Source organism: Chitinophaga niabensis, assembly GCF_039545795.1.
Taxonomy (GTDB): domain Bacteria; phylum Bacteroidota; class Bacteroidia; order Chitinophagales; family Chitinophagaceae; genus Chitinophaga; species Chitinophaga niabensis_B.
Window position 1 is genome coordinate 1632411 of the sequence record NZ_CP154260.1, and the last position, 24714, is coordinate 1657124.

General features: G+C 45.3%; 15 protein-coding genes. 6 read left to right on the forward strand and 9 right to left on the reverse strand.

Annotated elements, in window-relative coordinates; all coding sequences use genetic code 11:
* Positions 1-74: 74 nt before the first annotated feature.
* Positions 75-833, reverse strand: a complete 759-nt coding sequence (locus AAHN97_RS06805; protein WP_343306807.1) for a response regulator — start codon at positions 831-833, stop codon at positions 75-77.
* A complete protein-coding gene (locus tag AAHN97_RS06810) occupies positions 823-3972 on the reverse strand; it encodes a two-component regulator propeller domain-containing protein (RefSeq protein WP_343306808.1) in 3150 nt (1049 codons plus the stop codon). The genes AAHN97_RS06805 and AAHN97_RS06810 overlap by 11 nt, the downstream gene beginning before the upstream one ends.
* Before the next feature lie 164 nt (positions 3973-4136).
* Here AAHN97_RS06810 and AAHN97_RS06815 point away from each other — a divergent pair, with 164 nt between their 5' ends.
* The 4 genes from AAHN97_RS06815 to AAHN97_RS06830 are packed head-to-tail and all read left to right on the forward strand — an operon-like array spanning position 4137 to position 11474.
* A complete protein-coding gene (locus tag AAHN97_RS06815) occupies positions 4137-7151 on the forward strand; it encodes a SusC/RagA family TonB-linked outer membrane protein (RefSeq protein ID WP_343306809.1) in 3015 nt (1004 codons plus the stop codon).
* Positions 7152-7164: 13 nt separating this feature from the next.
* Positions 7165-8703: a RagB/SusD family nutrient uptake outer membrane protein gene (locus AAHN97_RS06820; RefSeq protein WP_343306810.1), complete on the forward strand. Its 1539-nt coding sequence runs from the start codon at positions 7165-7167 to the stop codon at positions 8701-8703.
* Positions 8704-8714: 11 nt separating this feature from the next.
* Positions 8715-10361 (forward strand): exo-alpha-sialidase, encoded by a 1647-nt coding sequence (locus AAHN97_RS06825; protein ID WP_343306811.1) that lies wholly within the window; start codon positions 8715-8717, stop codon positions 10359-10361.
* A 9-nt stretch (positions 10362-10370) separates the two neighbouring features.
* On the forward strand, positions 10371-11474 hold the full coding sequence (locus tag AAHN97_RS06830; protein ID WP_343306812.1) for a cellulase family glycosylhydrolase: 1104 nt from the start codon (positions 10371-10373) through the stop codon (positions 11472-11474).
* A gap of 111 nt (positions 11475-11585) precedes the next feature.
* Here AAHN97_RS06830 and AAHN97_RS06835 read toward each other — a convergent pair whose 3' ends face one another.
* Positions 11586-12746, reverse strand: a complete 1161-nt coding sequence (locus AAHN97_RS06835) for an alpha-hydroxy acid oxidase (protein WP_343306813.1) — start codon at positions 12744-12746, stop codon at positions 11586-11588.
* A gap of 115 nt (positions 12747-12861) precedes the next feature.
* Here AAHN97_RS06835 and AAHN97_RS06840 point away from each other — a divergent pair, with 115 nt between their 5' ends.
* On the forward strand, positions 12862-13749 hold the full coding sequence (locus AAHN97_RS06840) for an AraC family transcriptional regulator (RefSeq protein WP_343306814.1): 888 nt from the start codon (positions 12862-12864) through the stop codon (positions 13747-13749).
* Positions 13750-14039: 290 nt separating this feature from the next.
* Complete coding sequence (locus AAHN97_RS06845; RefSeq protein ID WP_343306815.1) at positions 14040-15248, forward strand: right-handed parallel beta-helix repeat-containing protein; 1209 nt, start codon at positions 14040-14042, stop codon at positions 15246-15248.
* A 266-nt stretch (positions 15249-15514) separates the two neighbouring features.
* Here the strand turns inward: AAHN97_RS06845 and AAHN97_RS06850 are convergent, their stop codons facing one another.
* From AAHN97_RS06850 to AAHN97_RS06875, 6 genes are all read right to left on the reverse strand, one after another.
* Positions 15515-16639 (reverse strand): TlpA disulfide reductase family protein, encoded by a 1125-nt coding sequence (locus tag AAHN97_RS06850; RefSeq protein ID WP_343306816.1) that lies wholly within the window; start codon positions 16637-16639, stop codon positions 15515-15517.
* Between the two features lie 69 nt (positions 16640-16708).
* On the reverse strand, positions 16709-18145 hold the full coding sequence (locus tag AAHN97_RS06855) for a RagB/SusD family nutrient uptake outer membrane protein (RefSeq protein WP_343306817.1): 1437 nt from the start codon (positions 18143-18145) through the stop codon (positions 16709-16711).
* 9 nt (positions 18146-18154) lie between these two features.
* Positions 18155-21496: a SusC/RagA family TonB-linked outer membrane protein gene (locus AAHN97_RS06860; RefSeq protein ID WP_343306818.1), complete on the reverse strand. Its 3342-nt coding sequence runs from the start codon at positions 21494-21496 to the stop codon at positions 18155-18157.
* 193 nt (positions 21497-21689) lie between these two features.
* A complete protein-coding gene (locus tag AAHN97_RS06865) occupies positions 21690-22853 on the reverse strand; it encodes a FecR domain-containing protein (protein WP_343306819.1) in 1164 nt (387 codons plus the stop codon).
* A 46-nt stretch (positions 22854-22899) separates the two neighbouring features.
* Positions 22900-23484 carry an RNA polymerase sigma factor gene (locus AAHN97_RS06870; protein WP_343306820.1) on the reverse strand — a complete coding sequence of 195 codons (585 nt, stop codon included), beginning with the start codon at positions 23482-23484 and terminating at the stop codon, positions 22900-22902.
* A gap of 129 nt (positions 23485-23613) precedes the next feature.
* Entirely contained in the window at positions 23614-24675 is a 1062-nt protein-coding gene (locus AAHN97_RS06875; protein ID WP_343306821.1) for a hypothetical protein, read from the reverse strand.
* Positions 24676-24714: the final 39 nt, after the last annotated feature.

A 24714-nucleotide genomic window follows, 5' to 3' on the forward strand; every position in this document is an offset into this window, starting at 1 on the left:
AGTACTTTATAAGATTCTTCTAATACACCGGTATTTAACTATTCGGTCAGTATGAAGGCTAAATCTGGCAGGGTTTACTTATTTTTTTTGGCGTAATCCGTTGGCGTCATGCCGAATTGTTTAAGGAAAAGTTTGGCAAAGTTGGCCTGTGATTGAAACCCTACTTCATCGGCTATTTCAAAGATCTTATAATTACCTGAAACTAATAGCTCTGCTGCCTTTTTAAGCCGGGTGGTGTTGATCAGTTCATGCGGCGTCATGTTGGAAATACCGCTGATCTTCCGGTAGAGTGTGGCCCGGCTCATGTTCATATATTTGGCGAGCTTTTCAACATCCAGGTCTATATCCTGCATCTGGCTCCTGATAGCCTGGTTTAATTGCTCCAGAAAGGTTTGATCAGATTTTGAGTGGGCAATGCTGGTAATATCCGCAGAGGGGGATTGAAAAAAATGCTGTGTTATCCTGGCACGATTGTTAAACAGGTTGGTGATCTGTACCCGTAAATGTTCCGGTGAAAAAGGTTTGTCTATATAAGCATCTGCCCCCATATCCAGCCCTTCGATCCGCGATTGCAGCATGTTTTTAGCCGTAAGGAGTATAACAGGAATATGGCTGTAGGAAACCGTATTCTTAATGTTACGGCAAAGTTCAAACCCATCCATCTGGGGCATCATCACGTCACTTATAACCAGGTCTATCGATTCCGTTAATAATGTTGTGAGTGCAGATTTTCCATTGGAAGCGGTGTATATGGTATAATTTTCTTCCAGTTCTTCTGTCAGGAATTCAAGCACATCCGCATCATCGTCTACTAACAAAATTTTATATTTCATGGGACGAGATTAAGTTATCTGTAGATATTATCAAAGGTATTTTTAAGATGAATACGTTTTTGCTGGTAACATCATCTGAAATGTAAAGCGTACCTCCATGTAATTCTGCCAGGGACCGGGATAATGGCAGCCCGATGCCTGTTCCTTCCTGGTGTTGGTTTTCACTCAGGCGGAAAAAGGGCTCAAAGATCTTCTCCTTTTTGCTGGCAGGTATAATATAACCATCATTCGAAAATTCGATGATAAAGTATTCGGTGTTTGGCTGCAGCAACCTGATCTTAACGGAATGCTGTGAATATTTTATGGCGTTGCTGAACAGGTTGCTCAGGATCTTATTCAGGGCTTCTTCATCTACATAAGCATGTAAAGCGGGAGATGGCTGCAATGAAAATGAAATGTGTTTTTGTTCTGCCAGGGGCTTAAAGCTGAAAAAGGTATCCTCCAGCAATTTAGCTACGTCTATTTTCCTGAAGGTGAGGCTAAAGCCCTTTGCTTCTGTTTTCCTGAAATCAAGCAGCTGGTTGGTGAGGTTGACTAACCTGTTGGTACTCTTCTCCATTCTTGCAAGGTTTTTAGCGATAGCAGGAATGTGGATGGCTTGTTTTATCACCTTTTCCAATGGGCCTTTGATCAGCGTGAGGGGAGATCTTATCTCATGCGCAATATTGGTCAGGAAGTTCATCTTTGCCTGGTAGATCTCTATATTCCTTTCATGTTCTATTTGCAATAACCTTATCCGTTTCTTTTCCTGGATACGCTTATAATAAAAGCGGGCTATATAATACACGATAGCTGTAATGGTAAGCATATAGAATAGATAAGCCCATATGCTGGCCCAGAAAGGGGGAGATATACTAATGGTAAGGGATACCGGTTCTCCCCATTTTCCATTATTGCCGGCGGCTTTTACGGCAAAGGTGTAAGTGCCGGGGGAAAGATCAGTAAAGTGGGCCTTGTTACTTTTGGTATTTATCCAGTTGTTACCCAAGCCTTTCATGATGTACGCATATTGCGTCATGGTGGGGGCCGTATAACTCAGTGCAGCAAAATCAATACTGAAAGAAGCTTCGTTGTGAGCAAGTTTAATTTCAGGGCTGATCATCCTGGATCCCTGTTCTCTTAATTTATTAGTTGCTTCCTTACTGCTGATCTGGAAGTCAGTAATGTACAGCGGGGGCGTAAATGTATCCTGGATAAAAGCTTTGGGATTAAAGCCGATCATTCCTTTCACACTACCAAAGTACATATTCCCCTCCAGGTCTTTGTAGCCCGAGTTATAGTTAAACTGATCATTCAATAAACCATGTGCTTGCGTAAACAATTGAAGGGTTTCTTTTTCCGGATCAAAGCAAACCAGGCCTCTTCCAGTGCTTACCCATAGTTTGTTTTGTTCATCCTCCAGGATCTTGAAGATATAATCACTTGGCCAGCCTGTTTTTGTGGTATAACGGATGAATTTGTTTTGTTTCCGGTCAAGCCTGCATATGCCGCCTCCTTCTGTGGCCACCCATAAAATGCCTCTGCTGTCTTCAAAAGTACTGTTCACCATATTGCTGCCAATGCTTGATCTGTTGAGAGGATCATATCTGTACCGGCCTCCTGATGCAGATGCTTTATTGTAATACAATAACCCCTGGCCATGGGTAGCTATCCAGACCGTACCATCACGGCCTTGCATCACATTATGAATGTTGTAGTTTTCCAAAACTTCTTTCACATGGCTGAAGTTTTTAGTAACTGTATCATATTGCATCAGATCTGCCTGGCTGCCTATGAGGATTTCCCCGGATTGTGCCTGGATGATGGAAAGGATGAAATTATAGTTCAGGTTGCAGTTTGCTTTGGTATACCGTTTAATAACCTTTCCGGTACTGATATTCATTACATCTATTCCGTGGTGGAACAGCCCTATCCATAACTCGTTGCCTTTCACCAGCAGGCCGTGAACATTAGAATGCGAGATGTCCCCCGGTTTGCCGCCAGGCAGGAAATGGGATATCTCCCCGGTTTTTGGATTAAGCTTGTTCAGCCCATTGTCTTCCGTGCCTATCCAGAGGTTGCCGTATTTGTCCTGTGTTATTTCACGCACGGCATTGCCACTCAGTGTGCAGGGATTATTATTGGGGAAATATTTGTGGAATGGGGCATATTGTTTGGGAAAGTAATTAATACCGCCAAAAAAGGTCCCTGCCCATAAACCGCCTTCTTTGTCCTTACAAAGCGTGTATATGGAATTGTCAGACAATGAATAGGGGTTGTTGTAATCCTTTTTAAGATTTGTATAGGTGTTTTTATCCAGGTCATATACATAGATGCCTGATTCTGCTGCTACCCAATATTCATTGTCATTTATCTGTACGAAGTCTCTCACATAAACAGGCGTTCTGTCTGAGTTACTAAGTAAAGCATCTTTATACGTTCCTGTTGGTATGTCAAATATTTTTATTCCCTGTGTTGTTGTACCCAGTAAAAGCTTTCCATTCCTGCAATCGAGAATGGTGTTGATGATCTTTATCTCCGAAGGATGGGAGTGGGAGAAAATATTAAAGGAGGTCAGTGTGCCTTTACCGGGGTCATAACGTTTCAGTTGCTCATTTGCTGTAAACCAAACCTGGTCTTTGGCATCTATGCAAAGTGATGTGATGATCTCCCGGCTGTTGTTAAAAACAGGGATTACACGGTTAAGCTGTTCATTGTACTGATATATTTTTTCACCTATCAGGAACCAGATATTGCCTTTGCTGTCTGACTTTATAGACCATATAACGGCTGCAATATTGGAGGCTGGGAGTAAATGGAATTTTTCTGTTTCGGGTTGATAAAGATAGATGCCATTATCTGTTCCTATCCACAACCTTTTTTTATTGTCTTCGAATAAGCATCGTATGAAATTGTTTCCGATGGAGCTGCTGTCTTCAGCATTGTTCCTGAAAATTTTAAAGGAATTACCATCAAACCTGTTCAGTCCGTCTTTTGTACCAAACCACATGAAGCCCTTGCTATCCTGGTAGGCACACCATACTGTATTGTGCGAAAGCCCGTCTTCCACCTGGTAATGGCGAAAAGTGTATTGTTGCGAAGATGCTTTAAAGACACCGCAGAGCATCATCCCCAGTAGAAAAAACAGGCGCATTCTCATGAAGCGTAAGTTAAAGGTTTAAGCCGATTTGGTAAAATGAGACAAATAAACAAAGTATTGAGACATATCGTTTTCTGTAATAACTATTTTCTGGGTTTCTTTAGGCAGGGATTTGTATGTAGAAGTTTTATTGCTGATTTTATTAAATAACAATCCACGCTGTTATGAAAAAACTTTACTTGTCTGCTATGCTGCATAGCAGATGTAAACAATTGTTTCCACTAATTTCCTTTTTCCTTCTTTCTTCATTTGCTGCTTTTTCGCAGGTTACCATTTCAGGTAAGGTAACTGATAGTACCGGAACTGCATTGCCCGGCGCTACCGTTGTAGAGAAGGGAACTACAAAAGCTGCACTGACCAGTGGAGATGGGAGTTTTACAATTAATGTCAGTTCAGACAAAGCTATTCTTGTAGTTCGCTTTGTTGGTTTTCAGACAGTTGAAAAAGCCGCTGTTAATGGTATGTCAATAGTGCTACAGCAGCTTGAAAGTAAACTGGAGGACTTTGTAGTAGTAGGTTATGGCGCGCAGCGGAAAAAAGACCTTACAGGCGCTGTATCTGTTGTTAAAGCGGAGGATATTCAAAAGCGTCAGGTTACAACAGTTGCTGAGGCATTGCAGGGGCAGGCCAGTGGTATAAAGGTGCGTTCGGCAGGCCAGCCGGGCTCTGAGGCACAGATCCAGATCCGGGGTTTGAAAAATCTCTCAGATGCCAATCCATTATATGTAATTGATGGTTTGATCACTACCGCCAACCGGGATTTTAACCCTGACGACATTGAATCCCTTCAGATCCTGAAAGATGCATCTGCTGCTGCTATCTATGGATCGAGAGCAGCGAACGGTGTGATCATCATCACCACCAAAAAGGGAAAGAATGGTCCTATGAGAGTGGAGGTGTCGGCAAAAGCTGCTACCCAAACAATACCACGTTATAAGCTGGCGGATACCAATGAGTTCACTAAACTGAACTACATGGCATATGATAATGCCGGTGTGCCCAGGCAGAACCTCCAGGTGCAGAATAATACAGACTGGCAGGATGTGGCTTTCCGCACGGGTAATATGCAGGATTATAACGCCAGTTTTTCCGGCGGCAGCAATAATGGAAGTTACCTGGTGTCTGCCGGGTATTTTGACAATAAAGGAACGGTGATCGGCACTAATTTTAACCGGCTTAGCCTCAGGGTAAATACGCAGGGTAAGAAAGGCATATTTACCATCGGGGAGAACCTGGCCATCAGTTATGCCAAAGCAAAGGAAATGCAGGGAAATCCCATCGTGGATGTGGTACGTTTACTGCCCACCATACCTGTTTACGATCCTGCCAACCCGGGAGGTTACGGATATGGAAGTGAAGCGAATGCCCGTACATTTGGAACAAATCCCCTGGCAATAGCCAATCTCCAGAATACTACCAATGCCAACCTGCGCATAAGGGGTAACCTGTTTTCCGAATTGCAGTTCCTGCCTTCCCTGAAATATCGTCTGAACCTGGGGCTTGAAACCAGCAACGATCACTACAAATTTATCAGGAAGGTGGGTAACTGGACGCTGAACCAGCCAATTGATCCTTCCAGGCTGATCGAGAACCGGGCACAGTTTTTTTCAGGCCTGATAGAGAATACCCTGAACTTCAATAAAACATTTGATAAACACACCATCAATGTAATAGCAGGCCAGTCGTACCAGCGCACAAATTATGAACTGATCGGGGCAAGCAAGCTTAACATGTTGTTCAATCCAAGCACCGGTCAGTATTACGATATATTGGACCAGGGTAATTCTGCACTGGCCAATGGTTACAGATTACGTACAGACCTGATATCCTATTTCGGGAGGTTGGAATATAGTTATGCAGACAAATACCTGTTGAATGCCGTTGTTCGTAATGACGCTTCTTCAAAATTCGGGTCTTCTTATAACACAAAAACCTTCCCCTCTGTTTCCGGAGCATGGCGGATCAGCAAGGAAGATTTCTTTTCCTCATCCTTCATCAACGATCTGAAGGTGAGGGCAAGTTATGGTACCCTGGGTAGCAATAACATTAATGAATATGAATACCAGGCAATCATCAATACATTTTCTACGGTTGTTTTTGGCCCGGGGCAGGCACAACAGCCTGGTGCTACACAGGTACAACTGGCCAACTCCGATCTGCGCTGGGAGGTGTTAACACAGCAGAACTATGGTGTGGATGCCGGTTTCCTGGATAACAGGTTAACAGTAACGGCAGAGTACTTCATCACCAATACAAAGGATGTACTCTTAAACTATCCCATATTGCTCACTACCGGAAATGATGGTGGCAATCCCCGGGTGAATGGTGTTACGCTTGCCAACCGTGGCTTTGAGTTAAGTGCAAATTACCGGGAAGACCGTACGGCTTTTAAATATGGTATCGGCTTAAATGTTACCAGGTTGAAAAATGAAGTAGTAGACCTGGGGTATGGGAAAAACAAAACTTTTGTAGGTAATACCGTTACACAGCAGGGGCAACCCATTGGTATGTGGTATGTATTGGAAACAGACGGTTTGTTTCAAACCCAGGCGGAGGTAGATAATTACAAGAACAAAACAGGCGTAGTGATCCAGCCCTCTTCCAAACCTGGTGATATACGCTTTAAAGACAATAATGGAGACGGGCAGATCACCAATGATGATAAAGCCATTGTAGGCAGCCCATGGCCTAAACTTGAAATGGGGCTTAATTTTAATGCCGCTTATAAAGGATTTGAGTTTACGATGGACTGGTTTGCTTCATTTGGTGCCAAAGTATTCAATGGCCCTCGCAGCGTAACGGACAGGTTTGACGATAATTCCAATTACAGGAAAGGTATCCAGCCATGGACACCTGAAAACCCCAACACAAGCACCCCCAGGGCTTATTATGGAACTACTTTAAATTCAAGGGGAGATATAGACAGGTGGCTGGAGAACGGAAGTTTCGCCCGTATGAAGTACATCGGCCTTTCCTATAAACTTCCATCAACGGTTGTTAAAAGGATCGGTTTTGCGGATGCGCAGGTTTCCATATCAGGACAAAATTTAATCACCATTACCAAATACACAGGTCTTGATCCGGAGTTTAGTAATACCAGCATTTTCGAAAAGGGATTTGATTATGGAGCTTTCCCTAATCTCAGAACATTTACCGTTGGTATCAATTTTGGATTTTAAAATAATATAGACAATGAAAAATATTATCATAAGATCAATGGTTGTGCTTGCTTTGTGTATGGTTGCAACATCATGCGGAAAGGATCTGCTGGATCAGAAAAATCCCAATTCCCTGGGCGCTGAAGAATTTTGGAAAACAGAGAGTGATGCGCAGAAGGGGGTGAATGCTATTTACCATATGTTTTACCAGAACGGAGGATTTGGCCGCTGGATCTACTTCCGGCTGGACCTTACCGGGGATGAGGGTTTCAGTAACAGCCCATGGATAGAACTGGCAGACTGGACCCGTTTTAACTACATTAACTATAACTTCTGGGAAGGCAGCGTAAATACTTTCCGTGACATTTACAAGGCAATTTTCCGATGCAACCAGGTGCTTGCCAAAGTTCCGGACATTGAATTCACGGATGCAAAGAAAAAGGATGCACTATTGGCCGAAGCCAAATTCCTGCGTGCTTTCTATTATTACTATGCAGCTATTTTGTATGAAAATGTACCGGTTGTAACAACTCCGCAATCACCTGCCGATGCTCCTAAAGCCGGAACACTGGCTGAAGTTTGGACGCAGGTAGAGAAAGACCTTACTGAAGCAGGCGCAGCATTGCCTGAACAATATACAGGCGACAATATCGGAAGGGCTACAAAAGGAGCTGCAATGGCCCTTTTAGGTAAAGTATATATGCAGCAGAAGAAATGGCCGGAGGCTAAAACAGCGCTTGACTACCTGGTGACCGGTGCGGGTAAAAACTACTATGACCTGGTTGCTTTCGTGGATAATTTCCGCGCCAATAATGAAAACAACAAGGAGTCCGTATTTGAAATACAGTTTTCAGATGCGAATAAAACCGGCGAAGGGGATGGGCCTTCTTCCAATATGGGATGTAACAGGGCGCAGTTCTTTGCACCACGCAGCATCGGCTGGTCAGATGGCCAGGCCCGTTATTGGATAGTAGATGAATTTAAGAAGGAGAGGACCATTGATAACAGGCTTGATCCCCGTTTACAGTACACGCTGTTCTATCCTGCACTGGAAGCTGATTTTGGCAATAAAACGTATGGCCGCAGCTGGGAATGGGGTGCTAATGAGGCCTGGTTCAAAAAATATTCCCGTGATTACTACCGTAATAACGAAGATTATTTCAATGAGATCAATGTTCGCAATATCAGGTTTGCTGATGTATTACTGATGTATGCGGAAGTGTTGAATGAATTAGGACAAACAGGGGCTGCTTATCAGTATGTGGACAGGGTAAGGACCCGCTCCAATATGGCGAACCTTGCTGTCGCCTATCCTGCCATTGGCACTGATAAAACGCTTTTCAGGAATCGTTTAAAAATTGAAAGAACACTGGAACTTTGCGGAGAAAGTGTACGCTGGGCCGATCTGAAACGTTGGGGAGATCTGGATACACAGGCCGCCGTTGATATCGTAGCCACACGTGATCCTGACTTCAGGAATTTTAAAGTGGGTAAAAATATCAGGCTTCCAATACCGCTATCCGAAATTCAGAACAATCCTAATCTTACTGGTCATCAAAATGCAGGTTATTAATGTGCGGCTTAGTGAACCTTATTTTAGCAGGCGTATTACTGGCTGCCTGCAGCAATAGCGAAGTGAATGATCCGGCAGATAGTGTAAGGTCCCTGCCTTTTATACCGGGGGCACGGATCGCCTGGGATCATTCCACTTTACAACAGGTGTCTGACCCTGCCAGTCCCAACAATTATAACGGGTATGCCAGGATCAAACAATTACAGGATAATTCACTGATCGCTATTTATGAATCGGGTGGCAGTATCATGAGCAGAAAAAGTACGGATGAGGGAAAAACATGGAGTAATACTGTAACGGTAGCAGAAAAACCACCTGGCATCAATATGGCAGTACCCGATCTGCTTGAATTGAAAGATGGTAGTTTACTGGCAATGTATAACCCAAGGCCTCATGCGATTGATCCTTCCCGGAAGTTTGGCATCCGCATTAAGAAAAGCTATGATAAAGGAAATACCTGGAAAGATGAGCAGCTGTTGTACGAAGCAGGATACCAGTTTGAGAACGGATGTTGGGAACCTGCAGCTGTACAATTGCCTGATGGTGAAATTCAATTGTTCTTTGCGAACGAAGGTATCTATACCAGTTCCTCAGAACAGAATATATCCATGTTACGTTCCACCGATAATGGCGCCACATGGAGTACCAACCCGCAGATCGTAAGTTTCAGGCCAGGTTCCCGGGATGGGATGCCGGTGCCTTTGTTGCTGAAAGGTAAGTCAACCGTTGTTTTTGCAATAGAGGACAATGGATTTACAACGTTCAAACCTTATACGATCCGTAATACTTTTTCCGAAAACTGGGCTTCCACTGTGGGGGCTTCCGGCAGCAACCGGTTATATGCATTGAAAGATAAACTGAATGATCACATTTATGCCGGAGCTCCCTATATAGCACAGTTGAACACCGGAGAGACCATTCTTTCTTACCAGGCAAATGCCACCGATGGGCGCACAGAGCCAAATGCTGTGATGATGGTGGCCGTTGGTGATGAAAATGCCACAGGATTTAACAGGGTAACTGAACCATTTGTAATTCCGGTGAACAGATCAGGTCAATGGAACAGCGTATGTGTTTTAAAGGACAATTCTGTTATTGCAGTTACCAGCACGCGGGCATTTTCCGCATCCAACAGAACAGAAGCCTGGATGATCAGGGGGCACATCATAGATGGTAATACCATTTTTGTAGGCCGGAAAACAAACAGCCAGGTAAATGCGGGCATCACGTATGATAATCAGCACCTGCGCTTCCTGGCAAAGGTAAAAGACCAGCATGTGATTGATAATAGTGATGGGGTTACTTTTTTCATAGATGCACAGAATAAAAGTTATGAAAAGCCACATACAGGTATATTCTCCGTATCCGTATCAGCAGCAGGTAACGTGGTTGTAAAAGAAGGAAAGAATGGTGACTGGATTACATTTCCGGATACTAAAGGCGTACAGGCGACTTCGGGGAATGAGCCTAGTGGTTATGCCCTGGAAGTATCCATACCATGGTCTGTGTTAGGAGGGAAACCGGGGGCTGGTGCAAGGATGGGTATAAACATTCAATTGAGTGAAACGGAAGCAGCCGGCCAGGCACCTGTAAAAGAAGATGCAACAGGTTGTAACGCCAACGAGCCATTTAGCTGGCTATCCGAAAAATTAAAATAAATGATCAGTATGAAAAAAAATGACAACAGGTTTTTATTAGCAGTTATGATGGTGCTGATATCATTCGGTTTCTATCAATGTGCGAACCCAAACCAGAAAGCGGAAGAAAAAGAAACAACAAACGGCATTTGGCCAGTTGAAAAAGCAAATGAATGGTACAAGAAATGGGGCTGGCTTCGTGGATGTGATTTTATACCCAGCACCGCCATCAACCAGCTGGAAATGTGGCAGGCAGAAACGTTTGATACCGCCACTATTAGCAGGGAACTCGGGTATGCTGAAAGCATCGGTATGAATATCATGAGAGTTTACCTCCACCATGCGGCATGGGAAATAGATAAGGATGGCTTTAAGAAGCGGGTATCCACCTATCTTGATATTGCAGAACGGCATGGAATAAACACCTTGTTTGTTTTCTTCGATGATTGCTGGAACCCTACGTATCATACGGGTACACAGCCTGTACCAAAACCCGGTGTTCATAATTCGGGCTGGGTGCAGGACCCGGGAAATCTCTATAATGAGGATACTACACTTGTAAAAGTACTGGAGGCATATGTAACGGATGTGCTCACTACTTTTAAAGATGATAAACGTATTGTACTGTGGGACCTGTATAATGAACCAGGAAACTCTGACAGAGGCGATAGCAGTATGGTTTTACTGCAAAAGGTATTTACCTGGGCCCGCGCGGTTAACCCAAGCCAGCCACTGTCTGTGGGCGTATGGCGTAAAGATCTGAAAGCATTGAACGAGTTTCAGCTGAATAATTCAGACATCACCACCTATCACAACTATAATGGGCCTGAGGAGCATCAAACGGTGATCGATTCTTTAAGAAAAAGGACCGGAAGGCCTTTGATCTGCACGGAATATATGGCCAGGAGGAATAACAGCCTGTTCAGTAATATTATGCCGATATTAAAGAAAGAAAACGTTGGAGCCATTAACTGGGGGCTTGTTGAAGGCAAAACCAATACCATTTATGCCTGGGATACGCCCATACCGGATGGCAGCCAGCCTGCATTGTGGTTCCATGATATCTTCAGAAAAGATGGAAGCCCTTATAAACAATCAGAGGTGGATTCTATAAAGATGTTAACAGGAAAGTAATGCAAAGGGCGGGGCTGACCAAAACGTACTGGTCAGCCCTATTTCTGCTGGAGACCCGCATGCAATTCTCAAGGCCCTCTTTTACTTTTTGATCAGTCCCGGCTTTAATATTTATGCTCCTTTTTTCACCAGGTATCTCTCCAGTTCTGCAGGGGTATTACATCCCACCTGCGCCATCACTTGTGTCAGCTGTTTTTTCAGAATAGCGATCGTGTGGTCCCCGCCATTTTTCCCCATAGCCGCAACCCCATACATAAATGTCCTTCCCATAAAGGTGAACTGTGCCCCGGAAGCAATGGTACGGGCAATATCCGGCCCGGTCCTGATCCCGCTGTCCATCATAATCGTGATCTTGTCCTTATACTTTGGCACAATCCGTTGCAGGGAGTGGATCGCTGATTCTCCGGCATCCAGCTGCCTGCCACCATGATTGGAAACAATAATACCATCCAGGCCCAGCCGGATGGCTGCTTCGGTATCCTGTTCTCCGGCAATACCTTTGATCACCAGTTTACCTTTCCACATATCCCTGATAGGCTTTATCTTTTCTTCATCCAGTTTGCCATTGAAAGTGGCGTCCATAAACGCACCCAGCTTCTGCATATTGAGGCCTTTTGGCATATAGGGCTTCAGGATTTGGAAAGAGGGTTGCCCCTGTATCAGCGTATTAACAGCCCAATGCGGCCTGCCCATAATTTGCAGGATATTCCGGAGTGTCATGCGCGGGGGCATGGCCAGTCCGTTCCTGATATCCCGGGGGCGGTAGCCGAAAGTGGGTACATCACTGAGGATCACCAGTACAGGGCAGTGCGCTGCTTCAGCCCGCTGAATGATCTTGTCGCGCAGGGAGTTCTCGGCAGGATGGTAGAGCTGGTACCAGGCACGGCCTTCGGTAATTTCACTGATCCGCTCAATGGTGCTGGTGCTCACGGTACTTAAGATGAACGGAATATTATTTTCAAATGCAGATCTGGCAAGGATTTCCGGAGAGCCGGGCCATATCAGCCCCTGTAACCCAACAGGAGAGATGCCGAAAGGTGCATCGTACGTATGACCGAAAAGCTCCGTTTTCAGATGAACGGGTTGTTGTTTGGTCAGATAGTTAGGGATCAGTTCCACTTCGCGGATCTCCGAAGTGTTTTTATAAAGATTAACATCTTCATTACAGCCGCCATCGAGGTATTCAAAGGCGAATTTCGGGATACGGCTTTTAGCCTTTTTGATCAGGTCGTCCATGCCGGGATAACGTGGATCGTATGATTGTGTTTTCATGTTATAAAGATAACCTCCGGGAAGAATGTGGAATGTAAGCGTATTAGCCTTAATTTGCACTATCTTCACATATATTATTGCTTTTTAGGATTTTTTAATATCATTATAGTATCAATTGAATATCCATCTTTTAAAGATCCCTTTAACACAGGAACATTCTTTCAGCGTCCGGTACGATGTGGTGCCGCATTTTTACGATAAGTGGCATTATCACCCGGAGATAGAACTGGTGTACATCATAAAGGGATCAGGGCAGTTATTCATCGGCGATAATGTAGGGCAGTTTGAATTCGGGGATATGCTGCTGCTGGGTAGCGACCTGCCACATTTATGGCGCAGTGATGAAAAGTTCCTGAAAAAGGGCTCTTCCCTAAAAGTAGAAGCGATTGTTATCCATTTTTTACCCGGTTGTTTTGGCGAACACTTCTTCGCATTACCGGAAAACCAGTCCATTGCCCGGTTGCTGGAAAAGGCGCAGCAGGGAATCAGGATCAAAGCTGCGGCAAAAGCCCGGGTGAGTGATATGATGAAGAAATTGCTGCAGGCCAGACATGCGGAACGCATTATAGGGTTGATGCAGATCTTGCATACGATCGCTTTCTCTAAAGACACCAAACCGGTATGCAGCAAGGGCTTGTTGTTTGAATACAGCCCGATGGAAACAGAAAGACTGAATAATATCTACCAATACATCCTCAATAACTTTTCCAGACAGATCACCCTGCAGGAGATAGCGGAAGTGGCACACCTGAGTGAACAATCGTTCTGCAGGTATTTCAAATCAAGGGTGAAGAAAACGTTTTCTGAGTTCCTGATAGAGATCAGGATAGGGAAGGCCTGCAAACTGCTGGCAGAAACAAACAAGAGTGTGGCAGAGATCTGTTACGATTGCGGGTATAATAGTTTTTCCAATTTCAACAGGCATTTTAAATCTATTACAGGCAAAACGCCCCTGGTGCATAGGAAGCAATATATGGACAGGCAGGTGCCAGTTTTAGGGTAAAACTTTACCAGGGCCTTAGGTCCATTCACCGATTCGTTTTGAATGCAAAACGAATCGGTTTTTTTTTGATTATAAGTGCCAACCTGGCTTATTGGTTGTATTCTCCTATAGCATTCCTATATCGTTGTTCCAGCATTCCTATATCGCTCCTATAGCATTCCTATATCCAACCGATATAGGAATGTAGGTAGAATGATATAGGAATGGGCTTTCAGCGATATAGGGATATAGGAATATAAAGCAAGGTTTACCGGTAAAAAGGAGGGGAATTATCCCTATTTTTAAGTTCTATGCGTTCCTTATCCCTTCTGATGCTGTTTTCCTGCTTAAATGGCCCCCTGTCAGCCAAAGTGCTCCACACAGGTCATGGGCAGCCATATGCAGATCTTACCGCCGCTGCCAGAGCTGCCGCTCCCGGCGATACCATTCTCGTGCACACAGGCAGCTACCGTGGTGATCAGTCACTCGGCAGCCTCCAGGGCACAGCTGCCAAATGGATCTACATCATCGCCCAGAAGAACGTATTGTTTGAAGGGGGCACTGCAGCCTGGAGAGGCAGCGATATAGCCTATCTGCACATTGAAGGGTTTGTATTCGCCGGCCAGACGGGCAACGGACTTAATATTGATGATGGGGCTACGTATGAAACACCCACGCATCATATCACCTTCCTACAATGTACTTTCCGGGATATGGCGGCCACAGGCAATAATGATTTGCTGAAACTCTCCGGTGCAGATGAGCTTATCATCCGGCAATGCACCTTTCTCAATGGCTCCAAAGGAGGCAGTGGTATAGACATGGTAGGATGCCATAACAGCCAGATCCTTCAATGCCGCTTTGAGAATATGGGATCCAATGCTGTGCAGATGAAAGGAGGGAGTAGCAACATTCGCGTGGAAGCCTGTGTATTTAAAAATGCAGGGAGCAGGGCCATTAACCTCGGTGGTAGTACCGGGCAGGCCTTTTTCAGACCAGCTGATGCCACCTGGGAAGCAGCTGATCTGAAAGTTCACAGCAACGTATTTATAGGTGCTGAAGTGCCTGTAGCCTTTGTAGGATGTATTCGGTCAGAGGTAGTGAACAATACGATATATAAACCCGGCAGATGGGTGATCCGTATCCTGCAGGAGAACAGGGATACGGCGCGTTTTGCCAAATGCAGCGATAATACCTTCCGGAACAATATTATTTGTGTAGATGACCAGGTGCGCACTGTTTGTAGTGTAGGCCCGGGAACTGCACCGGAAAGTTTTACTTTTTCCAATAATCTGTGGTTCCATACCGGTAATGCCACACTGCAATTACCGTTTTCAGAAAGCAATAGAATGACCGGCAAAGACCCGCTGTTCAGTAATGCAGATAAGGGAGATTTTTCCCTTACCGGTAATAGTCCTGCTGCGGCTGCAGGTTTTTCTTTGCAAGATCCGCAGAAGGACCATACCGGCAAACCATTCCTGCCATCACGTGTAATTGGTGCTTATGAAGTAAAGCAATAGGGCTTATTGCAACACAAACCATTCCTGCCTTCACGTGTAATTGGTGCTTATGAAGTAAGCAATAGGGCTTATTGCAACACAAACCATTCCTGCCATCACGTGTAATTGGTGCTTATGAAGTAAAGCAATAGGGCTTATTGCAATACAAACCATTCCTGCCTTCACGTGTAATTGGTGCTTATGAAATAAAGCAATAGGGCTTATTGCAACACAAACCATTCCTGCTATCACGTGTAATTGGTGCTTATGAAGTAAAGCAATAGGGCTTATTTCAGCAACGCCTTCAACTTCTCCTGCAGTGCTTCTCCCCGAAGGTTTTTAGCAACAATTTTCCCATTCGGGTCGATCAGGAAATTCTGCGGAATGGCCCGTACCTGGTAAAGCTTTGCTGCCGCATTATTCCAGAACTGCAGGTCAGACACCTGGATCCACGGTAAGCCATCCTTTTCAATGGCAGCCAGCCATGCTGCTTTTTTACCAGGCTGGTCCAGTGAAACGCCCAGTACCGTAAAGTTCTTATCTGAATATTTATGATACGCTTCTACCACGTTAGGGTTTTCTGCCCGGCAGGGCCCGCACCAGGATGCCCAGAAATCCAGCAGTACATATTTACCCCTGAAATCAGAAAGTTTAACCGGCTTATCGTTCACATCATTCTGTGAAAAATCGGGAGCAGGTGCTCCGATCGAAAGCGGCCCCAGATCATACAGTATGTTCGCAAATTCCTTAGCGGTTCTGGTGTTGCGCACAGCAGGAGAAAGCCTTTTGAAAATTGGCTCAATGCGCGGCACATCTACATCTTTTCCAGCCACTTCTATCAAGGCCTCCAGGCTGATGTAAGAACCTGGATGCTGACGGATGAAAACATATTTCAGGGAGTCTGTTTCTTTTGCCGCTGCACGATACCGTTTCATCAATGTGTCCATAAATTGCGGATCCTTTTTTTGCTGATCAGAAGCAGTGAGGTAGCTGGAATTGATGCTTTGGGTGATCTGTTCCAGGGGAGGTAATACAGCCTGTTTATATAGCTGGTGATCACTGTTCACAGATCCTCCTTTGATCTTTGCATTTTTTATTACGTCTTTGGCGGTAATTTCAATAGCACCTTTTTCCAGGTAGAGATCCAGCACATCTGCTGTTTTCTCCCATTTGGTCATTCCCTGACCGCTATGATCAATGAGCACATGCACTTTTGAGGGCTCATCCAATTGGCCGCTGAACCGGAAAGTATTTTTTTGTACTTCGGCAGAATCGAGTACCTGCTGATTAGTCCAGCCATAATCTTTGATCAGGTACGCCTTTGCCGGCTTTTTGAGTGTATTAAGTTTAATGGTGAGTGTGTATTCGTTGGACTGCGTAAACAGGGCTGCGAATAGAAGTAATGTTTTCATGAAAAATTCAGCTAATAGTGATAGAAAAACAAACAGGACGGCATGTGGCCATCCTGTTTGATGGATATGTTATTGTAAATATCCCGGGTTAGGGCTCAGGTTAGGATTTTGCAGAAGGTCAGCGGGCGGAATGGGCCAGTAAGCCATGTAAGGCTGCCAGGTAGTGGGTTTCGTGGGCGCCACTGTAGCCATCACGGCATCAATGGTTCCGGTCCGCTTCAGGTCAAAGAACCGGTGACCGCATTCTGTAAATAGTTCAGTTTGTCTTTCCTTATTGATGGCGGTAAGGAGAGTGGCTTGTGTACCTGCCGGCAAACCCTGGAGGCCTGCGCGCAGCCGCACAACATTCAGATCATCTGCTGCATTGTCTTTATTTTGCATGGCCCTTGCTTCTGCCCGGATCAGGTATTGCTCTGATAGCCTTAACATGATCTGGTATTCAGCATTGGTGGCTGAAGACTTGTATTTGCCGGGGAAGTAATACACGGTTGCAGGGTTTGTGCCGGAGGCAGCCACTGTAGATGTACGTACCCAGTTGTTAAAACGTGCATCGCCGGATTCAAAAGTATTGATCAGAAAGCTGCTTAACGCCGCGTATACAAATGAAGAACCGGGAGTTTGCGGCGGGGTGATAGTGGCAGGCATACCGTTGTTGTAAAAAGCGTATTCATTCGTCACTTTCGGGTTGTTGGTAGCCAGTGCCCAGATGGTTTCCTTACTGTTGGCGAGGAATACCTGGTTCAGTGGTAAGATGCTGTAATCTGTGTTGCTGATAAGTGCCGTTGCCTGTGCCTCAGCATTCGCCCAGTCTTTTGCATACAGGTAGGCCCTTGCCAGCATAGCTGTAGCCACGGCCTTATTGGGCCGGAAGCGGTTAGTGGTGGTAACACCGTAACCATTTTTGTATTCGTTGCTTAAAAGGGATTGCGCCATTTTAAGATCTGCGATGATCTGTTTATATACCTCTGTTTCCGGAGAGCGGGAAAGCCTGTTATTGATGGCATAATCATTAGTAAGCGCCAGCGGCACCGGGCCATAAATATTCACCAGGTAATAGTAAAAATAGGCACGCAGGAAATAACACTCACCCAGCCATTGGTTCTTGTAAACCAGGTTACCCTTGCTGGTGTTGATGCCGTCAATGGCAGTGTTCACCGTAAAGAGTTTTTTGTACAGGTCTGACCAGTTGCCGCTTTGCGCGCTTTGAATGGCGTTCTTGTAGAATACATCTGCAAAATTACCGGAAAGCAAACTGCGAAGTTCATCGGTATATAAGCCCAATGTATAACCAATGTTACCGCTTGCAGAACCCTGAAAGGGCCCGGAATTATTCATGGTCAGGTAAACCCCTGTAACAACCGTTGATGTGGTATTATCGCTGGAGTATACGTCTACAGCTGCGATAGTATTGGCTGGCAGTTGAGTGCCATCGAGGTAGGATTCACAACTGCTTAATGTGATGCTGAGTGTAAGCAGGTATTTTGAAAAACTAAGTATCTTCTTCATGTCAATGCATTAAAGTGTAACATTAATTCCGCCGGTAAATACACGCAATGGTGGGATCACACCCGCGTTTAAGTTTTCGGGGTCCAGGCCCTCAAACTCAGATATGGTCAGCAGGTTTTGCCCCTGTACATAAACAGAGAGGTTTTTGAGATGCATTTTTTTACTGATCTCCGCAGGGAGATTGTAACGGATGCTCACATTCTGCAATCGTGCATAGGTTGCCCTGCTATAGGCGCCGGTACTGTTTGTCAGCAGGTCCTGCCTGAAATAAGAGGTGAATTGTGAGCTCAGTTTTGGTATGTCTGTTACATCTCCTGGTTTTTGCCAGCGGCGCAACCACATAGTAGAACCATTGGCCCCATAGATACCAAAAGGAAACACGGTTTGGCCAAGGGAATTTTTACCCATGCGGTTGGTGAAATTAAAGGAGAAATCCAGCGTCAGTTGTTTGTAGGTAAAGCTGTTTTGCAGCCCGCCAAAGTACTTCGGTGCCAGATCTATGAATTCGGTTTTATCTGCCTGCGTTAATCCTCCCATAAAATCAGAAACATTGCCTTTAGCATCCGTGAAACTATAGTTGCCGGTTTGCGGATTCACTCCATTGTATTTGTAGAGCAATATGCCGGTAACAGGCTTATTGAGTACATAGTCTGACTTCTGATTGCTTTGGGTAGGCAGCCTCAGCAGCTTGCTTTCAGGTAATGAAATATTGAACCTGGTAGACCAGGTGAAATTCTTTGTTTTGAAGTTGGTGGTATTCAGGCTGACCTCCATGCCGCTGGTGCGGATCAATGCGTCTGAATTCAAAGCATACCTGGTATAGCCGGTAACACTGGATAAAGGCTGCTCCAATAGTTGATTGCCAGCCCGGTTTTGGTAATAGCTAAGATCTACTGTAATGCGGTCTTTTAAAAAGCCCAGTTCGAGGCCTGCTTCAGAATTAAAATTACGTTCCCAGTTCAGCACGGGATTGGGAAGTGAGTTAGGGCCTAATCCCACCTTGCCATCATAGGTCCCGCCGATCACACTATACGTTCCCAGGTACCGGAAATCGCCGATCGCATCACCACCCACAATGCCGCTGCTTACTCTTAACTTACCAAAGCTGAGCCAGGGCAAATGGTCCCTGATCAGCTTTTCCTCGCTGAAGATCCAGGCCAGTGCCGCAGAACCAAAATTCCCGATACGGCGGCCAGGTCCGAATTTCGTAGAGCCATCCCGCCGTGTATTGATGTCGATAATATATTTACTATCCCACACAAATTTCAAAATGCCATACATACCTATTGAACGGTATTCAGTGAGATTATAACTGGTGGTTACGGTGGAACCCACAGAAGGATTGTTCAGTAAAGCATCCGTTGGAAATCCTGTGCCGGTGATATCATCAAAATAAGTGATCCGGTTGTTGATCTCACCACCCAGTTTAACACTGAAATCACCTTTCTTACCGATAAACGTATTGAATTCGCCATAAGGTGAAATGGTGAAAGAGCGGGTATTATACTGATGTAAGATACCCACGGTTTGTGTTGCCGCCTGGGTATTACTGGGATTGAATACAGAAGTGGGATAACCGATCAGTTCTTTTCCGCTGATGGTATTGTACCCGAAAATACTGCGCAGCGTAACCTTTTTGATGGGCCGGTAAGTGAGTGTTGCGTTGGCTAGCAGGTTATTTGTGCGGTTCTCATACAGCCTATTGGCATTACTTGCCGTGCCGCTGCTATTAACATCACTTCCAATGGCAGCCCAGTTAATGCTGCCATCTTTATTATAGGGTGGTGGCGCATTGGGAGGCGTAAGTGCACTAACGGAAAAATCATAGGGCACCATATCGTTTTTGGAAGAGAGATACGTACCGGTTAAGGCCATATTGAATTTGTTGTTTGCCGTACTTGTATTTAAAGCAAACCGAAGTGAACCATCCCTGTTTGTTCCCCGGTGCCGTTGTATATTACCCATATCCCGGATGCTTCCGCTGATCAGGTAAGTTACGTTCTGAGCGCCTCCACTGTAAGAAAGATTGGCATTAGTGGTAACAGCAGCCTTGCCCATGAATTCCTTTTGCCAGTCGGTATAACGGTCAGCAGGCCAGGTACCGTTCAGGTCATTATCAGTCGGAGGTCCGGTAATATTATCATTTTTCAGCGCTTCCCGGCGAAGCATCAGGTACTGATCTGTATTGAGTAAAGTGGGCGTGCGGCCATTGACAGATACGCCGGTGTAAATATTTGCATTAAAAGATTGCTGGGCTGCCTTTGATCTTTTTGTAGTGATGAGGATCACGCCATAAGCTCCAGAGGAGCCATAGATGGCTGTTGCATCCACATCTTTGAGCACATCAATGCTTTCAATATCGTTCGGATTGATGTAGTTCAGCCCGCTGCCACCCTGCAGGAAATTTTGTGTGCCGTATGAAGTATTGGTGGAAAGCGGTAAAGTACTGCCGGGGTAGCGTACGCCATCCACAATGATCATAGGTTGTGTAGCGCCGGTGAACAGGTTGGCAGAGCCACGCATCCTCACGGTGAAAGCTCCTCCGGGCTGGCCGGTCACCTGCTGGATGAACAAACCGGGTACCTTGCCCTGCAATGCCTCCAATACGTTATTTACCGGGTTCTTTTCAATGTCTTTAGACGTAATAGTAGTAATGTTACCGGCATTGAACCGTTTGGTGGTGGTGCCATAGGCCGTTATCTGTACTTCATCCAATGGAGAAGTGCTTACGGCCAGGTGGATAGAGAGAGAAGAAGGATTGCCGGAGATCAGTTTTGAAGGACTGTCTTCTTTGGCAAGCTGAAAACTTCCGTTTACAAAACGGAGACTGATCGGAGCAAACCCAACAGCGGAAACCTTCAGTACATCTCCTTCATTAGCGTCAATAGAAAAAGAACCATTAGCGGCAGAAGTAGTGCCTTTATTTGTTCCCTGTATTACAATATTTACACCTGGTAAAGGCTGGCCGGTAGCAGAACGAATAATACCATGCACAGGGATGAATGTGGGGATGGCACGTTCAGGAGCCGGAGCCGGTGGTTTAACAGGCGCCACTGAGCGTTTCCTGGAAACAAGAATGGTTTTCCCCTGGATGGCGTATTCAACCGGCTGGTCTTTAAAGATCAGCTCTAACAGGTCCCGTAAAGGCTGGTCCTTCACAGATAAGGATACGGGCCTGGCATCCGCAAGCACTCCTTTCTGATTGAACAGCACATAGCCGGTTTGTTTTTTAATAACATTGAAAACCTGCTTTAAGCTCAGGTCCTTGCCGGAAAGAGTGACATTCTGTGCCCTAACGGCTGCATGAGCATGAATAAAAGCAACGGTTAATAAAAAGACAGTTAATCGCATAACCCTCATGATTTTGGTAAGCACACGCTGTTCCCCCGGGCGCATAGGAGCCCAATAGCATTTTTTTTGCATAAATTGCAGCAGATTTGGTTGTTAATAAATTGGTTGTCAGACCGTTTTTGATCAATTGGATCTATGTACCGTCACAGCTAGTCCCTGTGACGGTTTTTTATTCATATAATAAGCGTGTTTGTTACTGTAACACGATCAGTTTCCTGCCTTCTATACGAAAATGCAATTCTGTTTTTCCAAGCATGGCCAGTAAGCCGTTTAACGGAACATCCCTGGTTATTTCCCCTTCAAATTCAATGTCAGGAATGCCTTTTTCATACACTACTTCAATATCGTACCAACGTTCCAGCTGGCGCATGATCTCAGCGAGAGAAGCTCCTTCGAAATAGAACAAGCCGTTCTTCCAGGCGATGGCTTTATCTATATTGGCCTTTTCAATAACTTTTATCCCGGGTGCACCGGCTATTTGGGCCTGCTGGCCGGGTTGAAGGATCACATTCCCTGATGCGGTTTCATATGGTGCTACACGCACAGATCCTTCCAGCAGGGTAGTAGCAATCGCTTTCTCGTTTTCGTAAGCATTCACATTAAAATGTGTACCCAGCACTTTTATCTCCGCTTTATTGTTTACGATCACCCTGAAAGGCATTTCGGCATTTTTCGCCACCTCGAAATAAGCCTCACCGGTAACCTCCACTTTTCTTTCGCTGCCGGCAAATGCTGTAGGATACCGTATTGAACTGGCTGTATTCAGCCATACTTGTGTGCCATCAGGTAAGGTCACCTGGAACTGCCTGCCCTTAGGGGTAGCTATCGTATTAAATACAATTTCTCCGGATCCGTTTTCGTCAGGGGCATAGGTAAGCTGGCCGTTCGTTAACACGATACTGGCGCCTTTTTGTTTAGCGATCACACCATTGCCCAGGCTGTCCAGTACCACCTGGGAACCATCGGCCAGTGTGAGAATGGCGCCTTGTTTGCCGGGAGTTATCACTGTTGTTATAGCAGCCTGAGGTGTATTTTTCTTTTGGGTAGTCCAAAGGTAACTGCCTGCAGCAAGCAGCAGGATGATAGAAGCTGCAGCCCAGCTAAGGCTTCTGCGGGGCAGGGAACGAACACGGTGTTGGACCCTGTCGCTGTTGAGGGAACGTTCCAGCAGGGGCAATAGCGCTTTATCCTGCACGGTGTCCATGTCCAGTTCGCCTGCCATTTCTTCAAAAACAGCCTGCAATGCCTCCTGGTGCACCGGGTCATGTAAGAGACGCTGAAATTCCTCCTGCTCTGTTTCGCTAAGGCTTTTTTTCAGGTATTGACCGGCCAGGTAATATATACGTGTATTGTCCATGCGCTGTTAATAAGATGCGGGAGAAAATGAGTTGTCACTATCGGCTCTAAAAAAACAATAAAAATATAATGGCAGGTAACTGTACCGAGTCCGGCAGAAAGCTGCGGATCGTTTGCAGGGCAGCGCTGATGGCATTGCGCACATACCCGTCTGAAAGGCCAAGCTGAGCGGCTATTTCTTTCGTGGCCATACCTTTTCCCCTGCTCAATTCATAGATAGTCCTGCGCTGGGAGGGCATAACCTGCAGGGCCTGTTTCACTGCCTGTTGTATTTCCTTGACTGAAATGGCCTGCAGGGCATGGTTAAAACTTGTGCCTCCCGGCTCAAGGCCTTCCAGTTTACTATTATACAACGAAGTTTTACGGAGATATTGTAAACATTCATGGATGGTGATCTTCCTGAGCCAGGCGCCGGGGTGTTGCACCTCTTTTAAGCGGTCCCTGTTCAACCATAGTTTTATGAAAACTTCCTGTACCACCTCCTGTTTTGCCGGTTCGCTATGAAGCATCCGCAAAGCAATTAAGGCTAGTGGTGTGGAGTAAAGATTAAATAAGGTGGCAAAAGCAGTTTCGTCCCCCTCGGCAATACGCAAAAACAGTTCCTTATCACTATATGGTTGGTTAGATGACAATTATCTATAATTAGAAGATTATTCTGCGCAAACTAGGGCAAAATTCCATAAGTAGGTAATAATTGCAGGCAATAAAAAAGGTTTAGCAGCATTTCCGCCGCTAAACCCTCCTTATAAGAAAAAGATATTTTAGTCCTTCACAAAGGTGATATCCTTCGCAGATCCATCATTATTGTTAACCGTCATGGTCACCAAAACAGTTCCGGATGGAGCAGTGAGCGGATTACCATTGAAGAAGCTTTTCACCGTTACGATCTTTGCAGATTTTAATACATCCGGCATCACCGCAGTACCCACTCCGTTTGCGGAAAAACCGAAACCTTTTTTAGCATCAAAGTCCTGATTGAATGCTCTGTAGAAGAAATCGAGCCCTGACCTGAATCCAGCAGGCGTGGCTATAGCCGTTCCGTCTACTCTCAGAGAAACCAGTGCTTTTGAGGGGTTCACTCTCATGAGGATGTTAGACCCATTCATAAAGTTCAGGGGTGTTTCGATTGTTTTGTACAAGGTGGATTTTTTATTTGCATTGTTGGCATAATATCCATCTAAGATTACAGTATCCGGTACAGCCCTCATCACCCTGAAATCAAAATCAAGTGCGCCATTCTCCTTTAAAAAAGACAGCAGGGAACTGTTATGAAAAGTAAGGCTCAGTTGCACCGGGCCGTTCATGTCAAATGCACCATCTGTTTCTTCTACGTATACGCCCTGAGAATTAAAGCCCGGATAATTGGGTAATAAAGCCAGGGTCCTGTTTTTGAAAGTGATATTGGCCGGGTTTTCCAGTATGTCCCTCAGCTGATTATCCGGGTACGGGGCAAAAGTATTGATCAGAGAAAGTGCCTGGGCAGATTCTGTGGGTGTTAAGGTTCCCGAAGCCCGTAACTTTCGCAGATCTTCTACAATTCCATCTGCGAATATAGAATAGATATTAGCGGTAGAATCTTTAAAGAACTGCAGCAATATGCTTGGAAATGGATTGCCCGTGAGGGTGCTGGGCATTTCCCAGGCCCAAAGCGCATCCTCATTGTCCGTCAGCACCTTGAACGCGGCCACTTTATCCTTCTCGAAAGTGTTGGCATCCGCCGGTTTGGTGTAATCCAGTTTCTTCTGACAGGAGAAGGAGACTGTGGCTATCACAGCCAGGGCTATCACTGCCGGTTTATGTAGTATTTTGATAAGTCTGTTCATAAAGAATAAATGATAGATTTTGAAATAGCTGAACAATAG

Bases quoted from the DNA above. Each gene is read 5' to 3' on its own strand.
- AAHN97_RS06830 (WP_343306812.1), top strand. From the start codon at position 10,371: ATGAAAAAAAATGACAACAGGTTTTTATTAGCAGTTATGATGGTGCTG.
- AAHN97_RS06875 (WP_343306821.1), bottom strand. From the start codon at position 24,675: ATGAACAGACTTATCAAAATACTACATAAACCGGCAGTGATAGCCCTG.
- AAHN97_RS06810 (WP_343306808.1), bottom strand. From the start codon at position 3,972: ATGAGAATGCGCCTGTTTTTTCTACTGGGGATGATGCTCTGCGGTGTC.
- AAHN97_RS06865 (WP_343306819.1), bottom strand. From the start codon at position 22,853: ATGGACAATACACGTATATATTACCTGGCCGGTCAATACCTGAAAAAA.
- AAHN97_RS06845 (WP_343306815.1), top strand. From the start codon at position 14,040: ATGCGTTCCTTATCCCTTCTGATGCTGTTTTCCTGCTTAAATGGCCCC.
- AAHN97_RS06855 (WP_343306817.1), bottom strand. From the start codon at position 18,145: ATGAAGAAGATACTTAGTTTTTCAAAATACCTGCTTACACTCAGCATC.
- AAHN97_RS06860 (WP_343306818.1), bottom strand. From the start codon at position 21,496: ATGCGATTAACTGTCTTTTTATTAACCGTTGCTTTTATTCATGCTCAT.
- AAHN97_RS06850 (WP_343306816.1), bottom strand. From the start codon at position 16,639: ATGAAAACATTACTTCTATTCGCAGCCCTGTTTACGCAGTCCAACGAA.
- AAHN97_RS06805 (WP_343306807.1), bottom strand. From the start codon at position 833: ATGAAATATAAAATTTTGTTAGTAGACGATGATGCGGATGTGCTTGAA.
- AAHN97_RS06835 (WP_343306813.1), bottom strand. From the start codon at position 12,746: ATGAAAACACAATCATACGATCCACGTTATCCCGGCATGGACGACCTG.
- AAHN97_RS06815 (WP_343306809.1), top strand. From the start codon at position 4,137: ATGAAAAAACTTTACTTGTCTGCTATGCTGCATAGCAGATGTAAACAA.
- AAHN97_RS06820 (WP_343306810.1), top strand. From the start codon at position 7,165: ATGAAAAATATTATCATAAGATCAATGGTTGTGCTTGCTTTGTGTATG.